At 43.6% G+C, this 20,766-nt stretch carries 22 protein-coding genes; 19 read left to right on the top strand and 3 right to left on the bottom strand.

Features of this window, described 5'->3' with window-relative positions; translation table 11 throughout:
* The first annotated feature begins 7 nt into the window (after positions 1-7).
* Genes parC through JX580_RS02770 form a run of 3 tightly spaced genes read left to right on the top strand, consistent with a single transcriptional unit; the run spans position 8 to position 3,857 of the window.
* A complete protein-coding gene (parC, locus tag JX580_RS02760) occupies positions 8-2,236 on the top strand; it encodes a DNA topoisomerase IV subunit A (protein WP_248851275.1) in 2,229 nt (742 codons plus the stop codon).
* A gap of 52 nt (positions 2,237-2,288) precedes the next feature.
* Complete coding sequence (locus tag JX580_RS02765) at positions 2,289-3,128, top strand: motility-associated protein (RefSeq protein ID WP_248851276.1); 840 nt, start codon at positions 2,289-2,291, stop codon at positions 3,126-3,128.
* Positions 3,129-3,149: 21 nt separating this feature from the next.
* A complete protein-coding gene (locus tag JX580_RS02770) occupies positions 3,150-3,857 on the top strand; it encodes an OmpA/MotB family protein (RefSeq protein WP_248851277.1) in 708 nt (235 codons plus the stop codon).
* On the opposite strand, the gene JX580_RS02775 is transcribed toward JX580_RS02770, so the two are convergent.
* Entirely contained in the window at positions 3,854-4,447 is a 594-nt protein-coding gene (locus JX580_RS02775; protein WP_248851278.1) for a class I SAM-dependent methyltransferase, read from the bottom strand. The two genes, JX580_RS02770 and JX580_RS02775, sit on opposite strands and share 4 nt — an antisense overlap.
* Before the next feature lie 55 nt (positions 4,448-4,502).
* Positions 4,503-5,138 (bottom strand): 7-carboxy-7-deazaguanine synthase, encoded by a 636-nt coding sequence (gene queE / locus JX580_RS02780; protein ID WP_248851279.1) that lies wholly within the window; start codon positions 5,136-5,138, stop codon positions 4,503-4,505.
* Positions 5,139-5,305: 167 nt separating this feature from the next.
* Here queE and leuC point away from each other — a divergent pair, with 167 nt between their 5' ends.
* From leuC to JX580_RS02855, 15 genes are all read left to right on the top strand, one after another.
* Positions 5,306-6,733: a 3-isopropylmalate dehydratase large subunit gene (gene leuC / locus JX580_RS02785; protein WP_248851280.1), complete on the top strand. Its 1,428-nt coding sequence runs from the start codon at positions 5,306-5,308 to the stop codon at positions 6,731-6,733.
* The gene (gene leuD, locus JX580_RS02790) at positions 6,730-7,380 is read left to right on the top strand and encodes a 3-isopropylmalate dehydratase small subunit (RefSeq protein ID WP_248851281.1); all 651 of its coding nucleotides are present in this window, start codon (positions 6,730-6,732) and stop codon (positions 7,378-7,380) included. The genes leuC and leuD overlap by 4 nt, the downstream gene beginning before the upstream one ends.
* A gap of 16 nt (positions 7,381-7,396) precedes the next feature.
* Complete coding sequence (gene leuB / locus JX580_RS02795; protein WP_248851282.1) at positions 7,397-8,479, top strand: 3-isopropylmalate dehydrogenase; 1,083 nt, start codon at positions 7,397-7,399, stop codon at positions 8,477-8,479.
* Between the two features lie 9 nt (positions 8,480-8,488).
* Positions 8,489-9,445 (top strand): M23 family metallopeptidase, encoded by a 957-nt coding sequence (locus JX580_RS02800; RefSeq protein WP_248851283.1) that lies wholly within the window; start codon positions 8,489-8,491, stop codon positions 9,443-9,445.
* Positions 9,367-9,783 carry a bactofilin family protein gene (locus JX580_RS02805; RefSeq protein WP_248851284.1) on the top strand — a complete coding sequence of 139 codons (417 nt, stop codon included), beginning with the start codon at positions 9,367-9,369 and terminating at the stop codon, positions 9,781-9,783. Before JX580_RS02800 ends, JX580_RS02805 begins: the two co-directional genes overlap by 79 nt.
* 7 nt (positions 9,784-9,790) lie before the next feature.
* The gene (locus tag JX580_RS02810) at positions 9,791-10,813 is read left to right on the top strand and encodes an aspartate-semialdehyde dehydrogenase (RefSeq protein WP_248851285.1); all 1,023 of its coding nucleotides are present in this window, start codon (positions 9,791-9,793) and stop codon (positions 10,811-10,813) included.
* Between the two features lie 3 nt (positions 10,814-10,816).
* Positions 10,817-11,602, top strand: coding sequence for a tRNA pseudouridine(38-40) synthase TruA (gene truA / locus JX580_RS02815; protein WP_248851286.1), 786 nt, complete (start codon positions 10,817-10,819; stop codon positions 11,600-11,602).
* The gene (locus tag JX580_RS02820; RefSeq protein WP_248851872.1) at positions 11,599-12,237 is read left to right on the top strand and encodes a phosphoribosylanthranilate isomerase; all 639 of its coding nucleotides are present in this window, start codon (positions 11,599-11,601) and stop codon (positions 12,235-12,237) included. The genes truA and JX580_RS02820 overlap by 4 nt, the downstream gene beginning before the upstream one ends.
* Before the next feature lie 16 nt (positions 12,238-12,253).
* Positions 12,254-13,459, top strand: coding sequence for a tryptophan synthase subunit beta (trpB, locus tag JX580_RS02825; RefSeq protein WP_248851287.1), 1,206 nt, complete (start codon positions 12,254-12,256; stop codon positions 13,457-13,459).
* Positions 13,460-13,461: 2 nt separating this feature from the next.
* The gene (trpA, locus tag JX580_RS02830; RefSeq protein ID WP_248851288.1) at positions 13,462-14,292 is read left to right on the top strand and encodes a tryptophan synthase subunit alpha; all 831 of its coding nucleotides are present in this window, start codon (positions 13,462-13,464) and stop codon (positions 14,290-14,292) included.
* Positions 14,292-15,140 (top strand): acetyl-CoA carboxylase, carboxyltransferase subunit beta, encoded by an 849-nt coding sequence (gene accD / locus JX580_RS02835; protein ID WP_248851289.1) that lies wholly within the window; start codon positions 14,292-14,294, stop codon positions 15,138-15,140. Before trpA ends, accD begins: the two co-directional genes overlap by 1 nt.
* A gap of 5 nt (positions 15,141-15,145) precedes the next feature.
* Positions 15,146-16,405 carry a bifunctional tetrahydrofolate synthase/dihydrofolate synthase gene (gene folC, locus JX580_RS02840; protein ID WP_248851290.1) on the top strand — a complete coding sequence of 420 codons (1,260 nt, stop codon included), beginning with the start codon at positions 15,146-15,148 and terminating at the stop codon, positions 16,403-16,405.
* A complete protein-coding gene (locus JX580_RS02845) occupies positions 16,398-16,919 on the top strand; it encodes an SPOR domain-containing protein (protein WP_248851291.1) in 522 nt (173 codons plus the stop codon). The genes folC and JX580_RS02845 overlap by 8 nt, the downstream gene beginning before the upstream one ends.
* Before the next feature lie 92 nt (positions 16,920-17,011).
* Positions 17,012-18,532 (top strand): amidophosphoribosyltransferase, encoded by a 1,521-nt coding sequence (gene purF / locus JX580_RS02850; RefSeq protein WP_248851292.1) that lies wholly within the window; start codon positions 17,012-17,014, stop codon positions 18,530-18,532.
* Positions 18,533-18,541: 9 nt separating this feature from the next.
* Positions 18,542-19,729, top strand: a complete 1,188-nt coding sequence (locus JX580_RS02855; protein ID WP_248851293.1) for an O-succinylhomoserine sulfhydrylase — start codon at positions 18,542-18,544, stop codon at positions 19,727-19,729.
* Here JX580_RS02855 and yhbY read toward each other — a convergent pair.
* On the bottom strand, positions 19,726-20,037 hold the full coding sequence (gene yhbY / locus JX580_RS02860; protein ID WP_248851294.1) for a ribosome assembly RNA-binding protein YhbY: 312 nt from the start codon (positions 20,035-20,037) through the stop codon (positions 19,726-19,728). The genes JX580_RS02855 and yhbY overlap by 4 nt on opposite strands.
* A 95-nt stretch (positions 20,038-20,132) precedes the next feature.
* Here yhbY and rlmE point away from each other — a divergent pair, with 95 nt between their 5' ends.
* Positions 20,133-20,750 carry a 23S rRNA (uridine(2552)-2'-O)-methyltransferase RlmE gene (gene rlmE / locus JX580_RS02865; RefSeq protein WP_248851295.1) on the top strand — a complete coding sequence of 206 codons (618 nt, stop codon included), beginning with the start codon at positions 20,133-20,135 and terminating at the stop codon, positions 20,748-20,750.
* The last annotated feature ends 16 nt before the right edge of the window (positions 20,751-20,766 follow it).

The raw sequence follows: 20,766 nt of genomic DNA on the forward strand, positions 1-20,766 counted from the left end.
GGTTAATGTGTCTCAGAATTTAATAAACTATGAGGGTATTGAGCAACAGAGTGTTGCTCAGTTTACTGAAAAAGCCTATCTTGATTATGCGATGTACGTGATTTTAGATAGAGCCTTGCCACACTTGGGTGATGGACTGAAGCCTGTTCAGCGTCGCATTATTTACGCGATGTCCGAGTTGGGCTTAAAGGCGACATCAAAATATAAAAAATCTGCTCGTACAGTGGGGGATGTGTTAGGAAAATTTCATCCACACGGGGATAGTGCTTGTTATGAAGCTATGGTGTTGATGGCGCAGAGTTTCTCTTTCCGTTATCCAATTGTTGACGGTCAAGGCAACTGGGGTTCAATCGATGATCCTAAATCCTTTGCTGCGATGCGCTACACAGAATCTAGATTATCAAAGTTTGCTCAAGCGTTGCTTGAAGAAGTCGATCAAGGAACTGTTGACTGGGTGCCAAACTTCGATGGCACGCTTTCAGAACCTCAGGTATTGCCTGCTAGATTGCCTCATATTTTGTTAAACGGCACATCGGGTATTGCTGTAGGCATGGCAACAGATATTCCCCCGCATAACTTAGTTGAGATTGTTGATGCATGCGTGGCTTTGATTGAAAACCCCAAAATTTCAGAAGAGGCGCTATTTGATTTAGTGCCTGGTCCTGATTATCCTAATCAAGCGTTGATCATTACGCCGCGCGATGAGATAAAGCAAACCTACAGAACGGGGCAGGGATCAATCCGTCAACGTGCAGCCTATGACGTTGAGGAGGGTGTTAATATTGTGGTGACTGCTTTGCCTTACCAGGTTTCAGGGGCAAAAGTGTTGGAGCAAATTGCGCAACAAATGAGGGCTAAGAAACTGCCTATGGTGGTTGATTTGCGCGATGAATCGGATCATGAGAATCCGACGAGATTGGTGATTGAGGTCCGATCTAAGCGGGTGGACATAGGGTTAACAATGCTTCATCTTTTTGCGACTACTGATTTAGAACGCAGTTATCGCGTGAACTTGAATGTGATTGGTTTAAATGGGCGCCCTCAGGTTAAGTCCTTGTTCGATATGCTTAATGAATGGTTAATCTACCGAGTTGAAACCGTAAGACGTCGATTGCAATACCGTTTAGATAAGGTGTTAGATCGTTTGCATATTCTTGATGGCCTGTTAATTGCTTTTCTAAATATTGATGAAGTGATAGCGATTATTCGTCAAGAAGACAAGCCCAAGCCAGTATTAATGGCGCATTTTAATTTAACGGAAATTCAAGCAGAAGCGATACTTGAGTTAAAATTGCGGCATTTGGCCAAGCTTGAAGAAGTTAAAATTAGAGCAGAACAGTCTGAATTGGATGCTGAGCGCAGTAAATTGGAGTTAATTTTATCGAGCGAAGCGAGGTTAAAAACCCAGGTCAAGAAGGAGTTAATCGCAGATGCTAAAATTTATGGCGATGACCGACGCTCGCCATTGGTTGAAGCGTCTGCAGCTAAAGTCATGAGTGAACAAGATTTGTTGCCGTCTGAGCCTGTAACCTTGGTGCTTTCACTAAATGGGTGGGTTAGAGCAGCAAAAGGTCATGATGTTGATGGTCAGCAGCTTGCCTATAAGTCTGGGGATGGATTTTCGGTTCAGATAAAAGGGCATTCTCGTCAAATGGCGGTGTTTTTTGATACCACGGGCCGAGCTTATAGTTTAGCTGGCCATAGTTTACCCTCAGCTAGAAGTCATGGAGAGCCCCTCTCAGGTCGCGTTACATTGCCAACGGGGGCAATGATTTGTCAAGTCATAATGGGTGAACTGACAGATAAGGTGCTTCTGGCTTCAAGTTCCGGCTATGGTTTTGTGACGGGTTATACTAATTTAATTTCAAAAACTAAATCGGGTAAAGCGCTGCTGACGTTGGAAGAAAATGCACAAGTACTAGCTCCTTGTAAGTTAATTGAGGATGGATGGGTGGTTGTGGCTACTTCAGAACCTCGATTATTAGTTTTTCCATCTTCCTCGTTACCTAAGTTAAACAAGGGTAAGGGGAATAAGTTAATCCAGTTACCAAAAGGGGAGTCGGTCAATGCAGTTTTTAGTTGTAAGCCAGGCTCTAAACTTGAGCTTGTAGCGGGTAGTTATATAAAAACATTCGGTGCTTCATCGCTAGAAGAAGCCTTATCTGATCGTGCAAAACGCGGATTACCGCTCCCAAGGACTTTGAGGGAATTAAGTCAGATTCGTTTAGCAGAGTAGATTGTGAGCATGACAGTTAAGCTCACTGACAAAACAAAGTGAAATGGAGCCAATGAGCACACTAGCCAAACCTTTCGGAATTATTATTGTTTTTTTAAGCTTCCTTGGCGGTTTCTTGCTAATGGGCGGCAACTTATCAGCGATATGGCACCCTGCTGAGTTGGTGGTGATTTTGGGCATTGCGTTAGGCGCATTTATGCTTTCTGCTCCGATGCATGTTTGGTTTGCAACCTTGGCAAGTGTTGGTCGTGTTTTTGGGGGTGAACCTGTAAATAAAAAGTTGTATGCTGAAGCTTTAGGTTTACTAGATGAGTTGGTGAGAACAGGGCGGGCAAGTGGTATTTTAGCATTGGAAAAACATATTTTCGTCCCTGATTCTAGCCCGATTTTCCGAAATTATCCTAGGGTTCTAAAACACCGAGTTTTGAAAAAGTTTGTTATAGATAATTTTAGCTATTTATTGCTTAATCCACCGCAGAGCCAGAGTTTTGAGTCTCATTTAATTGAACAGATAGATGCAATCTATAATTCAAGAATGGAGGTTCCTAAGGCCACCGGAAAGATTGCAGACTGGATGCCGGGCTTTGGTATTATCGCTGCGATTATGGGGGTTATTATGACCATGACGTTATTAGGTGGTGAAATGGATGTTGCCTTAATTGGCCAATCTGTGGGGGCGGCATTGGTTGGAACTTTAATGGGTATATTTTTGGCATTTGCATTTGTTGCTCCTTTTACGCACTTTCTTGAGGTGATGAACCGTCAGGAGCGTGCTCTACTTGAAATGATTGCTGCATATCTTGACGCTTATGCCAATGGTGTATCACCAAGCTTAGCGGTTGAAATTGCCCGCCAACGTATTCCGCCAGAATATGAATTGCCGCGAAACTAATAATATGGAAGGATTTTTTTAATGGCTCGTCGCAGAGGTTCCGGGCATGATGAAGGCGGTGCGCATGGTGGATCTTGGAAGATAGCTTTAGCTGATTTGATGACCGTCTTAATGGTCTTCTTTCTGGTGATGTGGTTAATTTCAGTGGTGGATCCTGCGGATAGAGATACCTTTGTTGAGTCGCTGATGGGTGAAAAAACTTCGATGCTTGATCAGCAGACTGCCAGTATATTAGGTTCTGAGCTAAACCCCTTAGATTTGAAGCCTCCAGTATCAACTGAGGAAATTCAGCAGGCAATGGCGCGTGTTGATCCTAAAGATATTGATATTGAGGATACACCCAACTATACAAAGATTACATTGCGTTCCGACAGTTTTTTTGAGAGTGGTCGTGCGACAATTAATGACCGAACTCGGCTTCAGTTAGAATTGCTCGGAGAAACGTTAGCTGGCCGTGGTCAAGCAATTAGAATTACTGGATTTACCGATAGTGTCCCGATTAACACCTTGCAGTTTCCATCAAACTGGGAGTTGTCAGCATCACGTGCGGCCACCGTAGGCAGAACCTTTATCTATATGGGGGTGGACAAGGATCTGGTTACTATTGAAGGGCGAGCAGATAATGAAGCTGTTGCCCCAAATGATAATGCCTATGGTCGCTCATTAAACCGGCGCGTTATTATTATGGTTGACAAAACAGGCAGGCCAGCAGGAGTATCTAACTTTTAACTAGGTTTTTGACCTATTACTTGGCTAACCCATCCTTTACCTGTGTGTCCGCTTCCTTCAAAAATCTCACGCTCTATTTGTTGTGAATGGATCCAGTTTAAGCCAAACATTTCTTTTTGGATTTCTTCCAGATCTATAAGTAGGTTAATATCTTTTGGTCCTCCGGTTTCATTTGTTAGCTGTTTTTTTGCATAGACTTCTGAAATGTAAAAACCTCCCGGCTTCAGGGCTTTAATAATGCGTTTTGCAACTGTTTTTCGTAGTTCAGGTGGCAGGTGGCAGAATATTGCGATAATCGCATCCCATTTTTCTTCTCCCATGTCGTAGTCGGCTAGGTCGGCTAACTCAGTATAGAGTTCTACCTTTTTTATTTCAGCTAGAATGCTGGCTTTTTCTAGGCCGATCTCAGATGCGTCTACGGCTGTAACTTTATGGCCTTGGCTTGCTAAATAACAAGCATTGCGCCCTTCTCCTTCTGCTAGGCTTAATAAGTTTGCCTGTTCAGGCAGAACTAAACTGGCAACTCTTAAAAAATCATTAGGCTCAGTGCCATACAAAAAATCATCCCTATCGTACTTTTCATTCCACATTTATATTTTTGTCCTTTTAGTTCTATAACCAGGCCTGGTTGTAATGGTGAGGGTTTTAGTCAATGCCCATAATTTTGTGTGTTTGTAAGCTTAATTTCCAGGTGGGGTTTGCTAGGCAGTAGCTAATGGCGTTTTTAAGGTTTTGTTGTTGTGTCGAACCATCCATGGGTTGTAAATAATAATGTTCAAAACCATTTATACGAATTGTATCCGGCATTAATCCAACTTGAGGATAGACTAGCTTAAGTTCATTGCCCTCTGTGAGAAGCCAGGGAGCGCCGGCCTTCGGGCTTACACAAATCCAGTCTATTTTTTTTGGTGGAGTTTTCGTACCATTTGTTTCAACGGCAATATAAAAACCGTGTTGATGAAGACTGTCGACTAGTGCTTGATCAACTTGCAAAAGTGGCTCGCCACCGGTTAATACAACGAAAGGGGGTTGAGCGGTCGTTGTAGGCCAGAATTGCATAAGGTGTTGACTGAGCGATTCTGCGTTATCAAAGCGTCCGCCGTTTTGTCCATCGGTGCCAATAAAATCGGTGTCGCAAAACGAGCAGATGGCTTGATGCCTATCTTGCTCGCGTCCGGTCCATAGATTGCATTGACTGAAGCGGCAAAAAATGGCCGGTCTTCCAGTGTGATAGCCTTCGCCCTGAAGGGAATAAAATACTTCTTTTATTTGATAGCTCATAAATTTTGGTTTTTGTGGTTTTTAGATTTGATGTAAGCGATCTTGGTATTTTACTAGGTTATGAAAGGGGTGAAATGATATAATTTTAAGTTATTTATAAAAAAGCGCTATATCAAATAGCCTAACAATAAAATGACTAAATAACTGAATTGAGTAATAGGATGATTATGGCAGGAAAAACACTTTACGATAAGTTGTGGGATGATCATGTTGTGCGTCAGGAAGAGGACGGTACAGCATTGATTTATATCGACCGTCAGCTTTTGCACGAGGTGACTTCACCTCAAGCTTTTGAGGGTTTAAGACTAGCTGAGCGAAAGCCTTGGCGTGTTGATGCCAACCTGGCTACCCCTGACCATAATGTACCTACTACAAGCCTGGAGGGTGGGGTTGAGAGTATTCAAGACCCGATTTCTCGTATTCAAGTTCAGACACTCGATAGCAATACTCGTGAATTTGGCATTATCGAGTACGGCATGGGTGATCCAAGACAGGGCATAGTTCATGTCGTCGGCCCGGAGTCGGGGGCGACACTTCCTGGTATGACGGTGGTGTGTGGTGATTCCCATACATCGACTCACGGAGCGCTCGGCGCGCTGGCTCATGGTATTGGAACCTCTGAAGTTGAGCATGTGCTGGCTACCCAGTGTTTGATTCAAAAGAAAATGAAGAATATGCTGGTCAGTGTGAATGGTGAACTGCAGCCTGGCGTGGGGCCTAAAGACGTGGTTCTCGCTATTATTGGTGAAATAGGTACTGCAGGTGGAACGGGTTATGCGATTGAGTTTGGTGGACAGGTTATGCGGGATATGTCCGTTGAAGGTCGAATGACGGTCTGTAATATGGCGATTGAGGCGGGTGCAAGAGCAGGCCTGGTGGCTGTGGATCAGAAAACAATTGATTATGTTAAAGGTCGTCCCTTTGCACCTAGCGAGATCCATTGGGATGCCGCTGTTGCCAATTGGTCTAACTTAAAATCAGATGAAGACGCCGTTTTTGATAAGGTAGTCAATCTTGATGGCTCGAAAATTCAACCTCAAGTAACCTGGGGTACCTCACCAGAAATGGTGGTGGATGTTAACGGTCGTGTGCCCGATCCTAATCATGAGGCAGATCCGGTAAAGTCATCAGGAATTCAGCGCGCTTTAGACTATATGGGCCTGAAGGCAAATATGCCAATCAAGGATATTCATATTGATTATGTCTTTATTGGATCTTGTACTAATTCGCGTATTGAAGATTTACGTGCCGCTGCACAGGTGCTTAAGGGAAGAAAAGTAGCCGCCAATGTTGAACAGGCATTGGCTGTGCCGGGTTCAGGCTTGGTTAAACAGCAAGCGGAAGCGGAAGGATTGGATAAGATATTCATAGAAGCGGGTTTCGAGTGGCGTAATCCAGGTTGTTCTATGTGTCTGGCAATGAATGCAGACCGTCTTCCTGCCAAAAAACATTGTGCTTCTACCTCCAACCGAAATTTCGAGGGGCGTCAGGGAGCCGGGGGGCGTACTCATTTGGTAAGCCCGCAAATGGCAGCAGCTGCAGCGGTTGCAGGGCATTTTGTTGACGTACGTGAGTTGATGGGGGATTTAGTATGAGCTTAACGCAGTTTAATCGATTAAATGCGATTGTGGCCCCATTGGATCGTGCTAATGTTGATACAGATGCCATTATTCCTAAGCAGTTTTTAAAATCGATCAAGCGAACCGGTTTTGGTCCTAATTTGTTCGATGAATGGCGTTATATGGATGTTGGTGAGCCTGGGCAGTCCTGTGAGAATAGACCTTTGAATCAGGAATTTGTTCTAAACCAAGCTCGTTATCAAGGGGCCAAAATACTCCTGGCACGTGAAAACTTCGGTTGTGGTTCTAGTCGTGAACACGCCCCTTGGGCACTAAAGGATTATGGCTTTGATGTAGTCATTGCCCCCAGTTTTGCAGATATCTTTTTTAACAACTGTTTCAAAAATGGTATCTTACCTATTGTATTGCCTGAGGCTGTTGTTGATAACTTATTCCAGCAAGTGGCCTCTCAGGAAGGTTACCGATTAGATGTTGATTTGGAACGTCAGGTATTAACAACCCCTGATAAGGTTGAAATCGCTTTTGAAGTCGATTCATTTAGGCGTCACTGCTTGCTAAATGGCTTAGATGATATAGGTTTGACTCTGGTGCATCAGCAAGATATCAAGAATTATGAAATGAGGCGCCGTCAACAAGCGCCTTGGTTATTTGCGAATAAATAAGTTAGGAATTAGGATTATGACAAAAAAAGTATTATTGTTACCTGGTGATGGTATTGGCCCAGAGATTGTTGCGGAGGCGGTTAAGGTCTTAGAAGTTCTTAAAACGCATCATGGTTTGGATATTGATATGTCCGAAGGTTTGGTTGGTGGAGCAGGCTACGATGCAGCAGGCCATCCTTTGCCAGAGGCTACAGTGAAGGCTGCTCAAGATGCTGATGCAATTTTGTTAGGTGCAGTAGGCGGTTATAAGTGGGAGTCATTAGATATTTCTGTGCGTCCTGAAAAAGGCTTGCTGGGTTTACGTTCGGGCTTGAGTCTTTTTGCCAATCTGCGTCCTGCTTTTTTGTATCCACAATTAGCTAATGCTTCCACGCTAAAGCCAGAGATCGTTTCAGGGTTGGATATTTTGATTGTTCGTGAATTAACGGGTGGCATTTATTTTGGACAACCACGCGGTATCCGTACATTAGAAAACGGTGAGCGCCAAGGCTACAACACATATGTATATTCTGAATCTGAAATCAAGCGCATTGGTCATGTGGCTTTCCAAGCGGCGATGAAACGAAATAAAAAAGTGTGTTCTGTTGACAAGGCAAATGTATTGGAAGTTACAGAGCTTTGGCGTGAAATTATGACAGACTTGTCTAAAGACTACCCTGAAGTCGAATTAACTCACATGTATGTTGACAATGCAGCCATGCAATTGGTTAGAAATCCTAAGCAATTTGATGTGATTGTCACTGGCAATATGTTTGGTGATATTTTATCTGATGAAGCTTCAATGTTAACCGGTTCTATTGGGATGCTACCGTCAGCCTCTTTGGATGCCAATAACAAGGGTATGTACGAGCCTAGTCATGGTTCGGCCCCAGATATTGCGGGTAAAAATTTGGCAAACCCCTTAGCAACCATCTTATCTGCAGCTATGATGTTGCGTTATAGTCTTGGTCGCGAAGATTTGGCGGTTAATGTCGAGCAAGCGGTAAGTCAAGTTTTGGATCAAGGTCTTCGTACCGGAGATATTTATTCTGAAGGCATGAAAAAAGTATCGACGTCAGAAATGGGGCAGGCTGTTGTTGATGCTTTGACCTTAGCATAAGAATAAAATATGGCTTCTAGGCAGCACTTTACAATTACCATTACTGATGTTCATGGCTCACGCCATTATTCATTCGGGAACATCTTTAAAAAATATTTTGGAGTGCTGCTGTTTGGTTTTGTTGCTTTTATTGTTCTTGCATCGTTAAGTATTTGGTGGTTGAGTAAAGAAGTTGTTGAGACTGAACAGGGCAGGCAAGCGGCAGAGACTTCTTTTTTAAGAACGCTTGAAAGCCGTCAGCATGAATATGCAGAATTGATGGCTGCATTTACACAGCTTTCGGTTGAGCTGGAGTTAAAGGTTCAGCAGATCACTTTTCTAGACCAAACCCTTCAAGGCTTAGAAGATCTTATGGGTGTCGAGCGTGTTCCGGATCATGCGATAGAGGACAGAGTAAAGCTAATTCAGTTAACAACACTAGAAAAGCAAATAATGTTAGAAAGAATTCCTAGTGGTCGTCCAGTGGGTGACTTTCAAGGCGTGTCTAGTGGGTTTGGTTGGCGAACACACCCTGTGAGAGGAACGCGGGAGTTTCATAATGGTATCGACTACCGAGGCCGGCAAGGTGATCCAGTTATTGCGACTGCAGATGGTGTGGTCGAGTATGCTGGTTATCATCAAGCAAGTGGATATGGAAATCTCATAATCATAAGTCATGACTTTGGTTTTAAAACCTTTTATGGACATTTGCATAATCTTAATGTTAAAACGGGTGATTTTGTTAAACAGGGTGATTTGATTGGCGGTATTGGTAATACCGGTGTTTCTACTGGACCTCACCTGCACTACGAAGTTAATTTTGTTCAACGCAAACTTAATCCAGCACCATTTGTTGAATGGTCGGTTGAGGAATACGAAGCTATTTTTGATAGAGTGGAGGGGGTTCCATGGGGTTCTTTAAGTCAGGCAATCAGAAATCAAGTCGAGAAGGTGGAAAAACAATTATCGCTCAAAGCTGTACCTTAAATGGTGAGTTGCATCTTGAAACATCTTTGCATGTTGATGGCAAGATAGAGGGACACATAGAATCTTTGAATGATATATCTATAGGAAAAATGGGCCATGTTATTGGTTTTATTTCTGCCAAAACAGTTTATCTGAGTGGGCGTCTTGAAGGTAAGGTTCACTGTAGCGCTCTAGAAATATTAGAAGGAGGCTGTTTTATGGGGGATTTGATAACAGGTGCGCTAACGATTGAGCAGGGGGGGCGTTTTATAGGCCAATCAATGGATCAAGGCAACACACCGGTGCTCGAACATGAAACTAAGCTTGAACAGCTTGAATTGAAAACAGATAAAAGATAGGTTTTAAATGATGAAAAAATATGATATTGCGGTGGTGGGTGCTACTGGTGCAGTGGGTGAGACGATTATGAAGGTGTTGGAGGAGCGTAATTTTCCAGTTGGAAAAATTTATCCTTTAGCCAGTAGCCGTTCAGCAGGTAAAAAAATTGAGTTTAATGGGGAGTGGGTTGCGGTCCAGGATCTGGAAACTTTCGACTTTTCTCAGGTACAAATTGGTCTGTTTTCGCCAGGTGCCAGCGTGTCAGCCATTTATGCCCCTAAGGCGGCGGCGGCTGGATGTATTGTAATCGATAATACTTCTCAGTTCCGTTATGATGAGGATATTCCCTTGGTTGTTCCAGAAGTCAATCCTGATGCGATTGCTGGCTATAAGAATCGGGGTATTATCGCTAATCCAAATTGTTCAACCATTCAGATGCTCGTTGCGCTCAAACCTATTTATGATGCAGTAGGTATTAGCCGGATTAATGTCGCTACCTATCAAGCTGTGTCTGGGACGGGTAAGGAAGCGATTGAGGAATTAGCCAAACAAACAGCAAATATTCTGAATTTGAAGCCTGTCGAATGTGAGGTTTATCCAAAGCAAATTGCGTTTAACTGTATTCCACAAATTGATGTGTTTATGGAAAACGGTTACACCAAAGAAGAAATGAAAATGGTTTGGGAAACTAAGAAAATTTTGGGTGACAATGAAATAAGGGTGAATCCAACGGCAGTAAGGGTTCCTGTGTTTTTTGGCCACAGTGAAGCTGTTCACATAGAAACCAAACAAAAAATTACAGCGCAACAAGCACGTGATTTGTTTGCTAAACAAGCAGGCCTGGTATTATTAGATGAACAAAAAGATGGCGGTTATCCTACGGCAGTCAGTGATGCGGCTGATACCGACCCCGTTTATGTTGGACGTATCCGTGAAGATATCTCTATTGAAAATGGATTAAATCTATGGGTTGTTGCTGACAATGTCCGTAAAGGTGCTGCGACCAATACCGTGCAAATTGCGGAAGTATTGATAGCAAAGTATCTTTAAGTAATGCTTAAACTGGCACTCGGGGTTGAGTATCTTGGTCAGGCCTATTGTGGCTGGCAGAAGCAGCATCACTGTTCTTCTGTGCAACAGCAGGTTGAATGGGCATTAAGTTATATTGCTGATCAGCCTGTTGAGGTGTTTTGTGCAGGGCGAACTGATACCGGTGTAAATGCGGTGGGTCAGGTGATCCATTTTGAAACTTCAGCCGAGCGACCTCTCAGAGCTTGGCTGGAGGGGACTAATACAAGATTACCTGACGATATTCGTATTAGCTGGGTTAAGTCAGTAGATAAGTCGTTTCATGCTCGGTTTAGTGCCGAAGCACGCCAGTATCGTTATGTCATTTTTAATAGACCAACGCGCAGTGCAATTTTAACTGGACGTGTGACGTGGGAGCGCGAAGCTTTGGATGCGCAAATAATGAACATCGCTGCTCAGTATTTATTGGGCGAACAGGATTTTTCATCATTTCGTGCTTCGGAATGTCAAGCAGCGCATCCACGCCGAGAGGTACAGAAAGTCGAGGTTGTTCGTCGTGGCGATTTTGTTTTTATTGATATCAAGGCAAATGCATTTTTACATCATATGGTCAGAAACATAGCGGGTACGCTAATGCAGATTGGACGTGGGCAAATGGAAGCATCTTGGGTAAATGAATTACTGACACTTAAGGATAGAACCAAAGCTACCGCGACTGCACCGGCTTCAGGGCTTTATTTTGTCAATGCGTTTTACCCGGCTATTTTTGATTTACCTATTATCCAACCCAATGAGGTGCTTTGGCAGTGATAAAAAAAACCCGTGTTAAAATTTGTGGAGTGACGCGTGTTGCTGATATACAGGCCGCTGCAAATGGAGGTGCTGATGCGGTCGGCTTAGTTTTTTATCCTCCGAGTCCGCGTTCAGTTACACCTGCTCAAGCTCTAGAACTGGTTAAGGCTTTGCCTGCGTTTATTACTTCAACGGCACTGTTCGTTGATCCAGAACCTGAATGGGTAGAGCAAGTCATCAATGAAGTTAAAGTTGATCTGTTACAGTTTCATGGTTCTGAAACGCCAGAGTTTTGTCGTCAGTTTTCAAGACCCTATATTAAAGCTGTAGCTATGCAACCCACGACGGATTTAATGCTACTGGCAAGGGATTTTAGTGATGCAAAAGGCTTGCTGCTTGATACCTATAAGCCGGGTGTGCCAGGTGGTACTGGTGAGGTATTTAACTGGCAGTGGGTGCCTAGAGATTTTTCGATGCCCTTAATCTTGGCTGGAGGGTTAACGCCCTCTAATGTTGCATTAGCCATTGAGCAAACTCAAGTTTGGGCGGTCGATGTGAGTGGCGGTGTAGAAGCCAGCAAAGGTATTAAGTCTGCTGATAAAATTCAGCAATTTATTCATCAAGCGCAAACCCAGTTTGTTGCGCATGCATAATTACGAGAGTGTTCTAATGACGATTGATTTTGCAAAGTTTCCAGACGATAAGGGGCATTTTGGTCCCTATGGTGGGGTGTTTGCCCCCGAGACCTTGATGGCACCCTTGGAGGAGTTAAAACAGCAGTATCATGCACTAAAAGCAGATCCAGAGTTTCTGAATGCGCTCACTCAAGATTATCAAGACTATGTGGGTCGTCCTTCCCCTCTTTATTATGCGCAGCGTTGGAGTGAAAAATTAGGTGGTGCTAAAATTTACCTTAAGCGTGAAGATTTGAATCATACAGGTGCTCACAAGATTAATAACACTATTGGTCAGGCCTTATTGGCGAAGCATTTAGGTAAAACTAGAATCATCGCTGAAACAGGAGCGGGTCAACATGGTGTGGCAAGTGCTACCGTTGCAGCACGTTTAGGATTGAAATGTGTTGTCTACATGGGTGCAGATGATGTGGTACGTCAAGCCCCTAATGTCGCTCGTATGAAAATGTTGGGTGCTGAGGTGGTGGCGGTTGAGTCTGGCACACGAACACTTAAAGATGCTCTAAATGAAGCCATGCGCGACTGGGTTACTAATGTCGATGATACTTTTTACATTATAGGCACTGTGGCAGGCCCTCACCCTTATCCGATGATGGTTCGTGATTTCCAATCTATTATTGGTTGTGAGGCTAGGCAGCAGCATATAGAAAAAGAGGGGCGTTTACCGGATGCCGTTGTTGCATGTGTTGGAGGTGGTTCGAATGCTATGGGACTGTTCCATGCATTTTTACCAGATGAATCGGTGCGTATTATTGGTGTTGAGGCCGGAGGCCATGGTCTTGAAACCGGTGAGCATGCTGCTCCTTTGTGTAAAGGCAAGCCGGGAGTATTGCATGGTAATCGAACTTACTTGATGCAAGACGAAAATGGTCAGATTTTGGGTACCCATTCTATTTCAGCCGGTTTGGACTATCCAGGTGTGGGTCCCGAACTGGCTTGGCTAAAAGACATTGGGCGTGCTGAATTTGTGGCGATTAATGACGATGAGGCTATGCAGGGCTGGCGTGATTTAACTCGGCTGGAAGGAATTATTCCTGCTTTAGAAACCAGTCATGCTTTGGCCTATGTGAGTAAGCTAGCACCAACAATGACTAAAGAGCAAACTATCATTGTTAACCTTTCTGGTCGTGGTGATAAGGATATGAATACCATTGCAAAAATTGAAGGATTTGAATTTTAATTATGAACCATGTTAATCGTATCTCACATCGTCTATCTTCCTTGAAACAACACGGGAAAACCGCGCTTATTCCTTACATTACTGCTGGGGATCCTTATCCAGACCTTACAGTTGAAATAATGCACCTATTGGTTGATGAAGGCGCAGATTTGATCGAGTTAGGCGTACCTTTTTCTGATCCAATGGCTGATGGTCCAGTTATTCAGAAGGCGGTGGAGCGTGCCCTGGCTCACCAAGTAAGCTTGAAACAAGTGCTGTCAATGGTTTCAAGGTTTAGAGAGCAAGACAAGCTTACGCCTGTTATTTTGATGGGTTATTTAAATCCGGTAGAAGCCATGGGGTTTGAAAATTTCGCGCGCTATGCTCAAGAGGCTGGTGTAGATGGCGTTTTAACTGTTGATATGCCGCCGGAAGAATCTGAGGGTTATGCAGAAGCTTTAGAGTTGCATGAATTAGAACGAATTTTCTTGGTTTCACCCACGACGCCAGAATCTCGTCTTACTGCTGTTAATCATTTGGGTAGTGGTTTCGTTTATTATGTGTCGTTAAAAGGCGTCACTGGCAAGGGAACGCTAGATGCTTCAGATGTCGCTAGTCACGTTACTCAACTTAGAGCTAAGGTGAATTTACCCGTTGGGATAGGATTTGGAATTCGTGATGCGGATTCAGCTTATACTATGGCGAAATTAGGCGACGCAGTGATTATTGGTTCTGCTTTGGTAAGCCAGGTTGAAAAACACTTCGGTGATCCCAGTGCCACTAAGCAGGCTCTAGTTGAACAGATGCGGATTTTTAAGCAAGCTATTGCGCGCGCAGATCAAGGAGACAAGTGATGAGTTGGTTTGAAAAAATATTGCCAAGCATTAAACAGGTAACCGAGCGTAAAAAAAACGTGCCGGAAGGCTTGTGGATTAAATGCCCAAAATGTGAAAGTGTATTATATCGTTCTGAAGTGAATCGTAATCAGGATGTCTGTCCTAAATGTGATCATCACATGCGCCTAAGTGCCCGCCGCCGTTTAAGTTCTTTTTTTGATGAAGGTAGTGGCGTGGAAGTGGCAGCCAGTGTGTCACCGGTTGATGCTCTTAAGTTTAAAGACCAAAAGAAGTACAAGGATCGCTTGGTTATTGCGCAAAAAACAACGGGCGAAAAAGACGCTTTGATTGTTCAGGTCGGTAAGATTGATGGTTTGGAGGTGGTTGCTGCCGCATTTGAATTCCAGTTTATGGGTGGTTCAATGGGTTCAGTAGTCGGTGAGAAGTTCGTACGTGCAGTGAATGAGGCGATTGAGCGCCGTTGTCCATTGATTTGTTTTTCGGCCAGTGGTGGTGCGCGTATGCAAGAGGCCATGTTTTCTTTGATGCAAATGGCTAAGACCAGTGCTGCGCTTGGACGTTTGCGTGCTCAAGGTTTGCCCTATATTTCGGTTTTAACCGATCCTACCATGGGTGGGGTATCGGCAAGTTTTGCGATGTTGGGTGATTTAAATGTTGCCGAGCCTAAAGCTTTGATTGGTTTTGCTGGGCCGCGCGTGATTGAGCAGACTGTTCGTGAAAAATTGCCTGAAGGCTTCCAACGAAGTGAGTTTCTTTTGGAGCATGGTGCGATTGATAAAATCATTCATCGTCACCAAATGGCAAAAGAATTAGCTTCTGTTTGCAGAATTCTGCTAAAGCAATAATCAAGATGTCTGACCTCGAAGCCTTAAATGTTTGGCTTGAAAAACTGGTGAACTTGCATAGCAAAGAGATTGATTTAGGTCTTGACCGTGTGCGCCAGGTTGGGAAGGATTTAGCTGTACTTTGCCCGGCCCCTTTCGTTATTACTGTTGCGGGGACGAATGGTAAGGGTTCATCCGTGGCCATGTTACAAGCGATACTTATTGCTTCAGGTTATCGTGTGGGTGCTTATACCTCGCCTCATATTTTACGTTTCAATGAGCGCATTAAGGTTAATGGTGTTGAGGTTACAGATCAGCAAATTATTCAAGCATTTGAAATGATAGAGCAGGCCAGAAAGCAAACGACGCTTACTTATTTTGAGTTTGCAACCTTGGCGAGTTTAGTTATTTTTAGTCAAGCAAAGCTTGATGTTGTGATACTTGAGGTAGGCTTGGGTGGGCGTCTCGATGCGGTAAATATTGTTGATGCTAATGCTGCATTATTGACCTCAATTGATATTGATCATGTAGATTGGTTGGGGTCGGATAGAGACAAGATTGGTTTTGAAAAAGCAGGGGTTATGCGCACTGGAGCTCTCGCTGTGTGTTCTGACCCAGCGCCACCAGATTCAGTTATTAAATATGCTCGAGAAATTAGTGCTGATTTAAAGTTATTAGGCCGTGATTTTAGCTACACTCGCTATGAAGATAAAGTGACATTTAGTTCGGATGATGTTTGTTTTGAATTTAATAAACCTCGTTTAAAAGGCGATTTTCAATCTCAGAATGCCGTAGGTGTTGTTGCGTTGCTAATGGCGCAAAGCAGGCTGGATGTTTCATTGGCCTCGATTAACAAGGGGTTAACAAGTGTTGTTAACCCCGGAAGATTGGAAACTCTGCAGGTCGATAACCAGGCCTGGTTATTTGACGTTGCCCATAACCCTCAATCAGTTGCCGTGCTTGCTGATTATTTATCAAATCAATCTCAGCGGTTTGATAAGGTTATTTTTGCTGGCTTGGCTGACAAAGATTTATTGCCGATGGTTAGGGTAATGGTACCTTACGCTTTAGAATGGATAGCCGTTGACTTGAATGTGGGTCGAGCTTTATCAGTTGAAAAGCTTGTCGAAACTCTAACACAAGCAGGGGTAGGTTTCGATTTCATTCAGTCTGCTGCCAGCATGCAAGAAGCGGTTAACTCAGTCAAGGCATCAACAGCGCAGAAAGTTTTAGTTTATGGTTCTTTTATCACGGTTTCCCAAGCAATGGAGTTACTGGGTGGATGAGTTAACCAAATATCGAATAACCGGGGCAGTAATTTGGTTGGGTTTACTGATTATTTTTGTTCCAGGCTGGTATGCTTCGCCGGTCGACTTCTCTGCGGGGAAGGATGTTTTTTCAGTGAAGGGTTTGACGGCGGATGAAAAAACAATTCAGAGTCAAGCTATACAGGCCTTGAATCCAACGCAGGACAAAAAACCAGCTCAGTCTCCAGTCAAGAGTGAATCGAATAATGTTAAAGTAGCGCCATCTGCCTCTGTCACAGAGGAACGGCAGATAAGCACTTCTGGGCAGTGGTTGGTTAGAGTTGCGTCTTATGGCAATATTCAGTCAGCGCATCGAGTAGTTAATCAGCTTGAAAATAGATATAAAGTTACAATAGGTGATTTTTCTAATGAAGAGCGTCGGCTTTATTCGGTAAGAGTTGGGCCTTTTGATAATCTAGCCGAAGCGCAAAGAGCTAAGGCAGAGCTTGATAGAGAGTTTTCAGTTGACGCGCTAATCGTAAAGATTCGGTAAAAGCGTCAGCAAAGGTCATTGTTTTCTGTATTCATCCTCAATCCAAATTCTTGGGTTGAGAAATTTTAAAGTTATTTAAGCGAGTGTAAATCATGTGTGGCATAGTCGGTATCGTTTCAGCGAGTGGCGAACCTGTTAATCAGGAACTTTATGATGCATTGACGATTTTACAGCATCGAGGTCAAGATGCTGCTGGAATTGTAACCTATGAACAAGGGCGTTTTTATCAACGCAAGGACAATGGCTTGGTCAAGGATGTATTCCGTACTCGTCACATGCGTGATTTGCACGGTTCTATTGGTATAGGACATGTTCGTTATCCGACAGCGGGCTCTTCTTCGAGCTCGGAAGCACAGCCTTTTTATGTTAATTCACCCTATGGTATTGTCATGGGGCATAACGGCAACTTAACCAATGCTGAACAATTGAGTAAAGAGATCTATCAACAAGATCAACGTCATCTAAATACCAATTCTGATTCAGAGGTCTTGCTGAATGTTTTTGCTCACGAAATGATGCAAAAACAGAAGTTATTTGTTGATCAAGAAGATATTTTTAGTGCTATTGGTCGTGTACACCAGCGTGTTCGTGGGGGTTATGCAGCCATAGGGTTAGTATCCGGTGTTGGTTTATTTGCCTTTCGTGATCCTTTTGCACTTCGCCCGGTCATTGTTGGTAAGCGTAAAACGGCAAAGGGTGTTGATTATATGGTCGCCTCAGAGAGTGTTGCCTTGGATGGCTTAGGTTTTGAACGTTATCGTGACCTTGCTCCAGGTGAGGCAGTCGTTGTTAAGCAGAATGGTGAAATTTATTTCAAACAATGTCATGATGCGCCGCGTTACAGTCCTTGCATTTTTGAATTCGTTTATTTTGCTCGTCCAGATTCGATGATCGATGATATTTCTGTTTATAAAGCCCGTTTGAGAATGGGTGAGAAAATGGCTGAGAAAATTCAGCGTGAATGGGCCGATCATGATATTGATGTGGTTATTCCTATCCCTGATACCAGCAGAACATCAGCGCTTCAATTGGCTGCTATGTTAAATAGACCCTACCGTGAGGGGTTCATTAAGAATCGTTATATTGGCCGTACATTTATAATGCCTGGACAACAACAGCGCAAAAAGTCAGTTAGACAAAAGTTGAACGCAATAGATCTGGAGTTTGAAGGCAAAAATGTTTTGCTAGTTGATGACTCGATTGTCAGGGGTACGACATCGGGTGAAATTGTCCAAATGGCACGTGATGCTGGCGCAAATAAAGTTTATTTTGCATCCGCCGCACCACCCGTGCGCTACCCATATGTCTATGGTATTGATATGCCAGCTGCGACTGAGTTGGTAGCTAACAATAGAAGTGTTGAAGAGGTGGCGGAATATATAGGTGCTGATAAATTAATCTATCAAGATTTAGAGGATTTAATTGACGCTGTTGGCGCAGGAACTGAGCACATTAGCCGTTTTGATACCTCATGTTTTAGTGGTGAATATGTAACGGGAGACATTACTCAAGAATATCTGGAGGCAATTGCCAACTTGCGTAATGACCAGAACAAGGCCAAACAGAAAACCTCTGCTCCAGAGGTAGTTGGTCTGCACAATAATTCGGACTAGGAGAACAATTTGGATCAGTTTTCTTTAGAAACCTTAGCTATTCGCGCTGGCTATGAAAGAACTCATGAGCAAGAAAATAGTGAAGCACTATTTCCAACCTCCAGTTATGTTTATGAGTCTGCACAGCAAGCTGCAGATCGTTTTAGCGGTGAAGTACCTGGGAATGTTTATTCTAGGTTTACTAACCCAACTGTTCGGACCTTTGAAAACAAACTGGCACTTCTAGAGGGCGGTGAGGCTTGTGTCGCCACCGCTTCCGGGATGGCTGCTATATTAGCTTGTTTCATGGGAACCTTGTCCGCTGGAGATCATTTGGTGTCTTCAGCCAGTATTTTTGGAACCACTAAGGTGCTTTTTAATAAGTATCTTAAGAAGTTTGGTATTGATGTGACATTTGTGCCGCAAACAGACTACCAGGCCTGGTCTAATGCTATTCAGCCTAATACTAAGGCTTTGTTTTTAGAAACCCCTTCTAATCCGCTAACCGAAGTTGCAGATATAATGCGCTTAAGCAAAATTGCGAAGGCGCAAGGCGCACTGTTGGTTGTTGATAATTGTTTTTGCACACCAATCTTACAACAACCTTTAAAACTGGGCGCAGACATTGTCATTCATTCAGCGACAAAGTTTCTTGATGGTCAAGGACGATGTTTGGGGGGTGCAATTGTTGGCTCGCAGGCATTGGTGGGCGAGGAAGTTCGTGGTGTGATAAGAACCGCTGGGCCGACAATGAGCCCATTTAACGCTTGGGTTTTTATTAAGGGCTTAGAAACACTCGCTCTGAGGATGGAAGCTCATAGCCAGCGTGCACAAACCTTGGCGGAATGGTTAAGTGAACACCCAGCTGTAGATCGTGTTTTCTATCCCGGTCTGACTTCTCATCCTCAATATGAATTGGCTCAGCGCCAGCAAAGTGCACCAGGTGCATTATTGAGCTTTAGGGTAAAAGGTGGGAGAGAGCAGGCCTGGTCGGTGATTGATGCAACGAATATGCTATCCATCACGGCTAATTTAGGTGACGTAAAGACTAGCATAACCCACCCTGCCTCAACGACACACTCTCGAGTAGATGCTGTTGATCGTGAAAAAGCGGGAATAACCGAAAACCTAGTCAGGATTTCGGTCGGTTTAGAGTCTATCGCAGATATTAAGCGGGATTTAGAGAAGGGGTTAAATCATCTCGTTTCAAATAATTAATTTTTCGGTAACTCAAGTTGCGGATCCTTGGCGCGTGCACGATAGATGACAAATATTTTTCCTATTGTCTGTACCAAATGTGCTCGAGTCGCTTTAGTAATATAGTCGATGACTAGTTTACGATCTTCACGCTCTCCTGCAGCAATTTTAACTTTTAGAATTTCATGGTGGTTAAGTGTTTTTTCTAGCTCAGCCATCAGGTTATCTGTTACGCCTTGTGATCCTATGATAATCATAGGGTTAAGGCCGTGCGCGATGCCTCGAAGAAATTTTGTTTGATTATTGGTAAGGCTTGTACTGGTTTTCATATTTAATTGCTCAGCGTTTGCTTGGATTTGTAAAATCCTTATTTTAATAGAAAACACGACTTTCAGATGAACTAATCCTCAGGTAAATTAGATTTATGGCAAGAACTAAATCAAGTTCGCGTTGGCTACAGGAGCATTTTGATGATCCGTATGTCCTAAAAGCGCAAAAAGAAGGTTGGCGATCTCGCGCCATCTATAAGTTACAAGAGCTAGATGAAAAAGATAAATTGTTTTATCCCGGTATGGTTGTGGTTGATCTTGGAGCCGCTCCAGGAGGTTGGTCACAATGGGCTTCACAGCAAGTAGGTCTTCAAGGACAGGTTTTCGCTTTGGATATCCTGCCGGTTGAGCCCTATGCAGGGGTGCGCTTCATCCAAGGTGATTTTCGAGAGGATGAAGTGTATCAGCAACTAATCGATTCGCTAGCAGGCCGCGAAGTCGATTTGGTGATGTCAGATATGGCTCCAAATATAAGTGGTAACAAAGCAGTCGATATTCCAAGAGCGATGCATCTGGTAGAACTAAGTATTGAATTGGCTGATCAAGTGTTAAAACCGGGAGGAAATATTTTGATGAAAGTGTTTCAAGGCGAAGGTTATGAAGCACTGCTGAGTGAATTAAAATCAAAGTATGCTAAGGTGGTTAGCCGTAAACCAAAAGCTTCACGCCCCCGGAGCAAAGAGATTTATTTGCTAGGTGTTGGCAAAAAATAGCATCCGCAGTTTTTTG

It is taken from the genome of Thiomicrospira microaerophila, assembly GCF_023278225.1.
Classification (GTDB): domain Bacteria; phylum Pseudomonadota; class Gammaproteobacteria; order Thiomicrospirales; family Thiomicrospiraceae; genus Thiomicrospira; species Thiomicrospira microaerophila_A.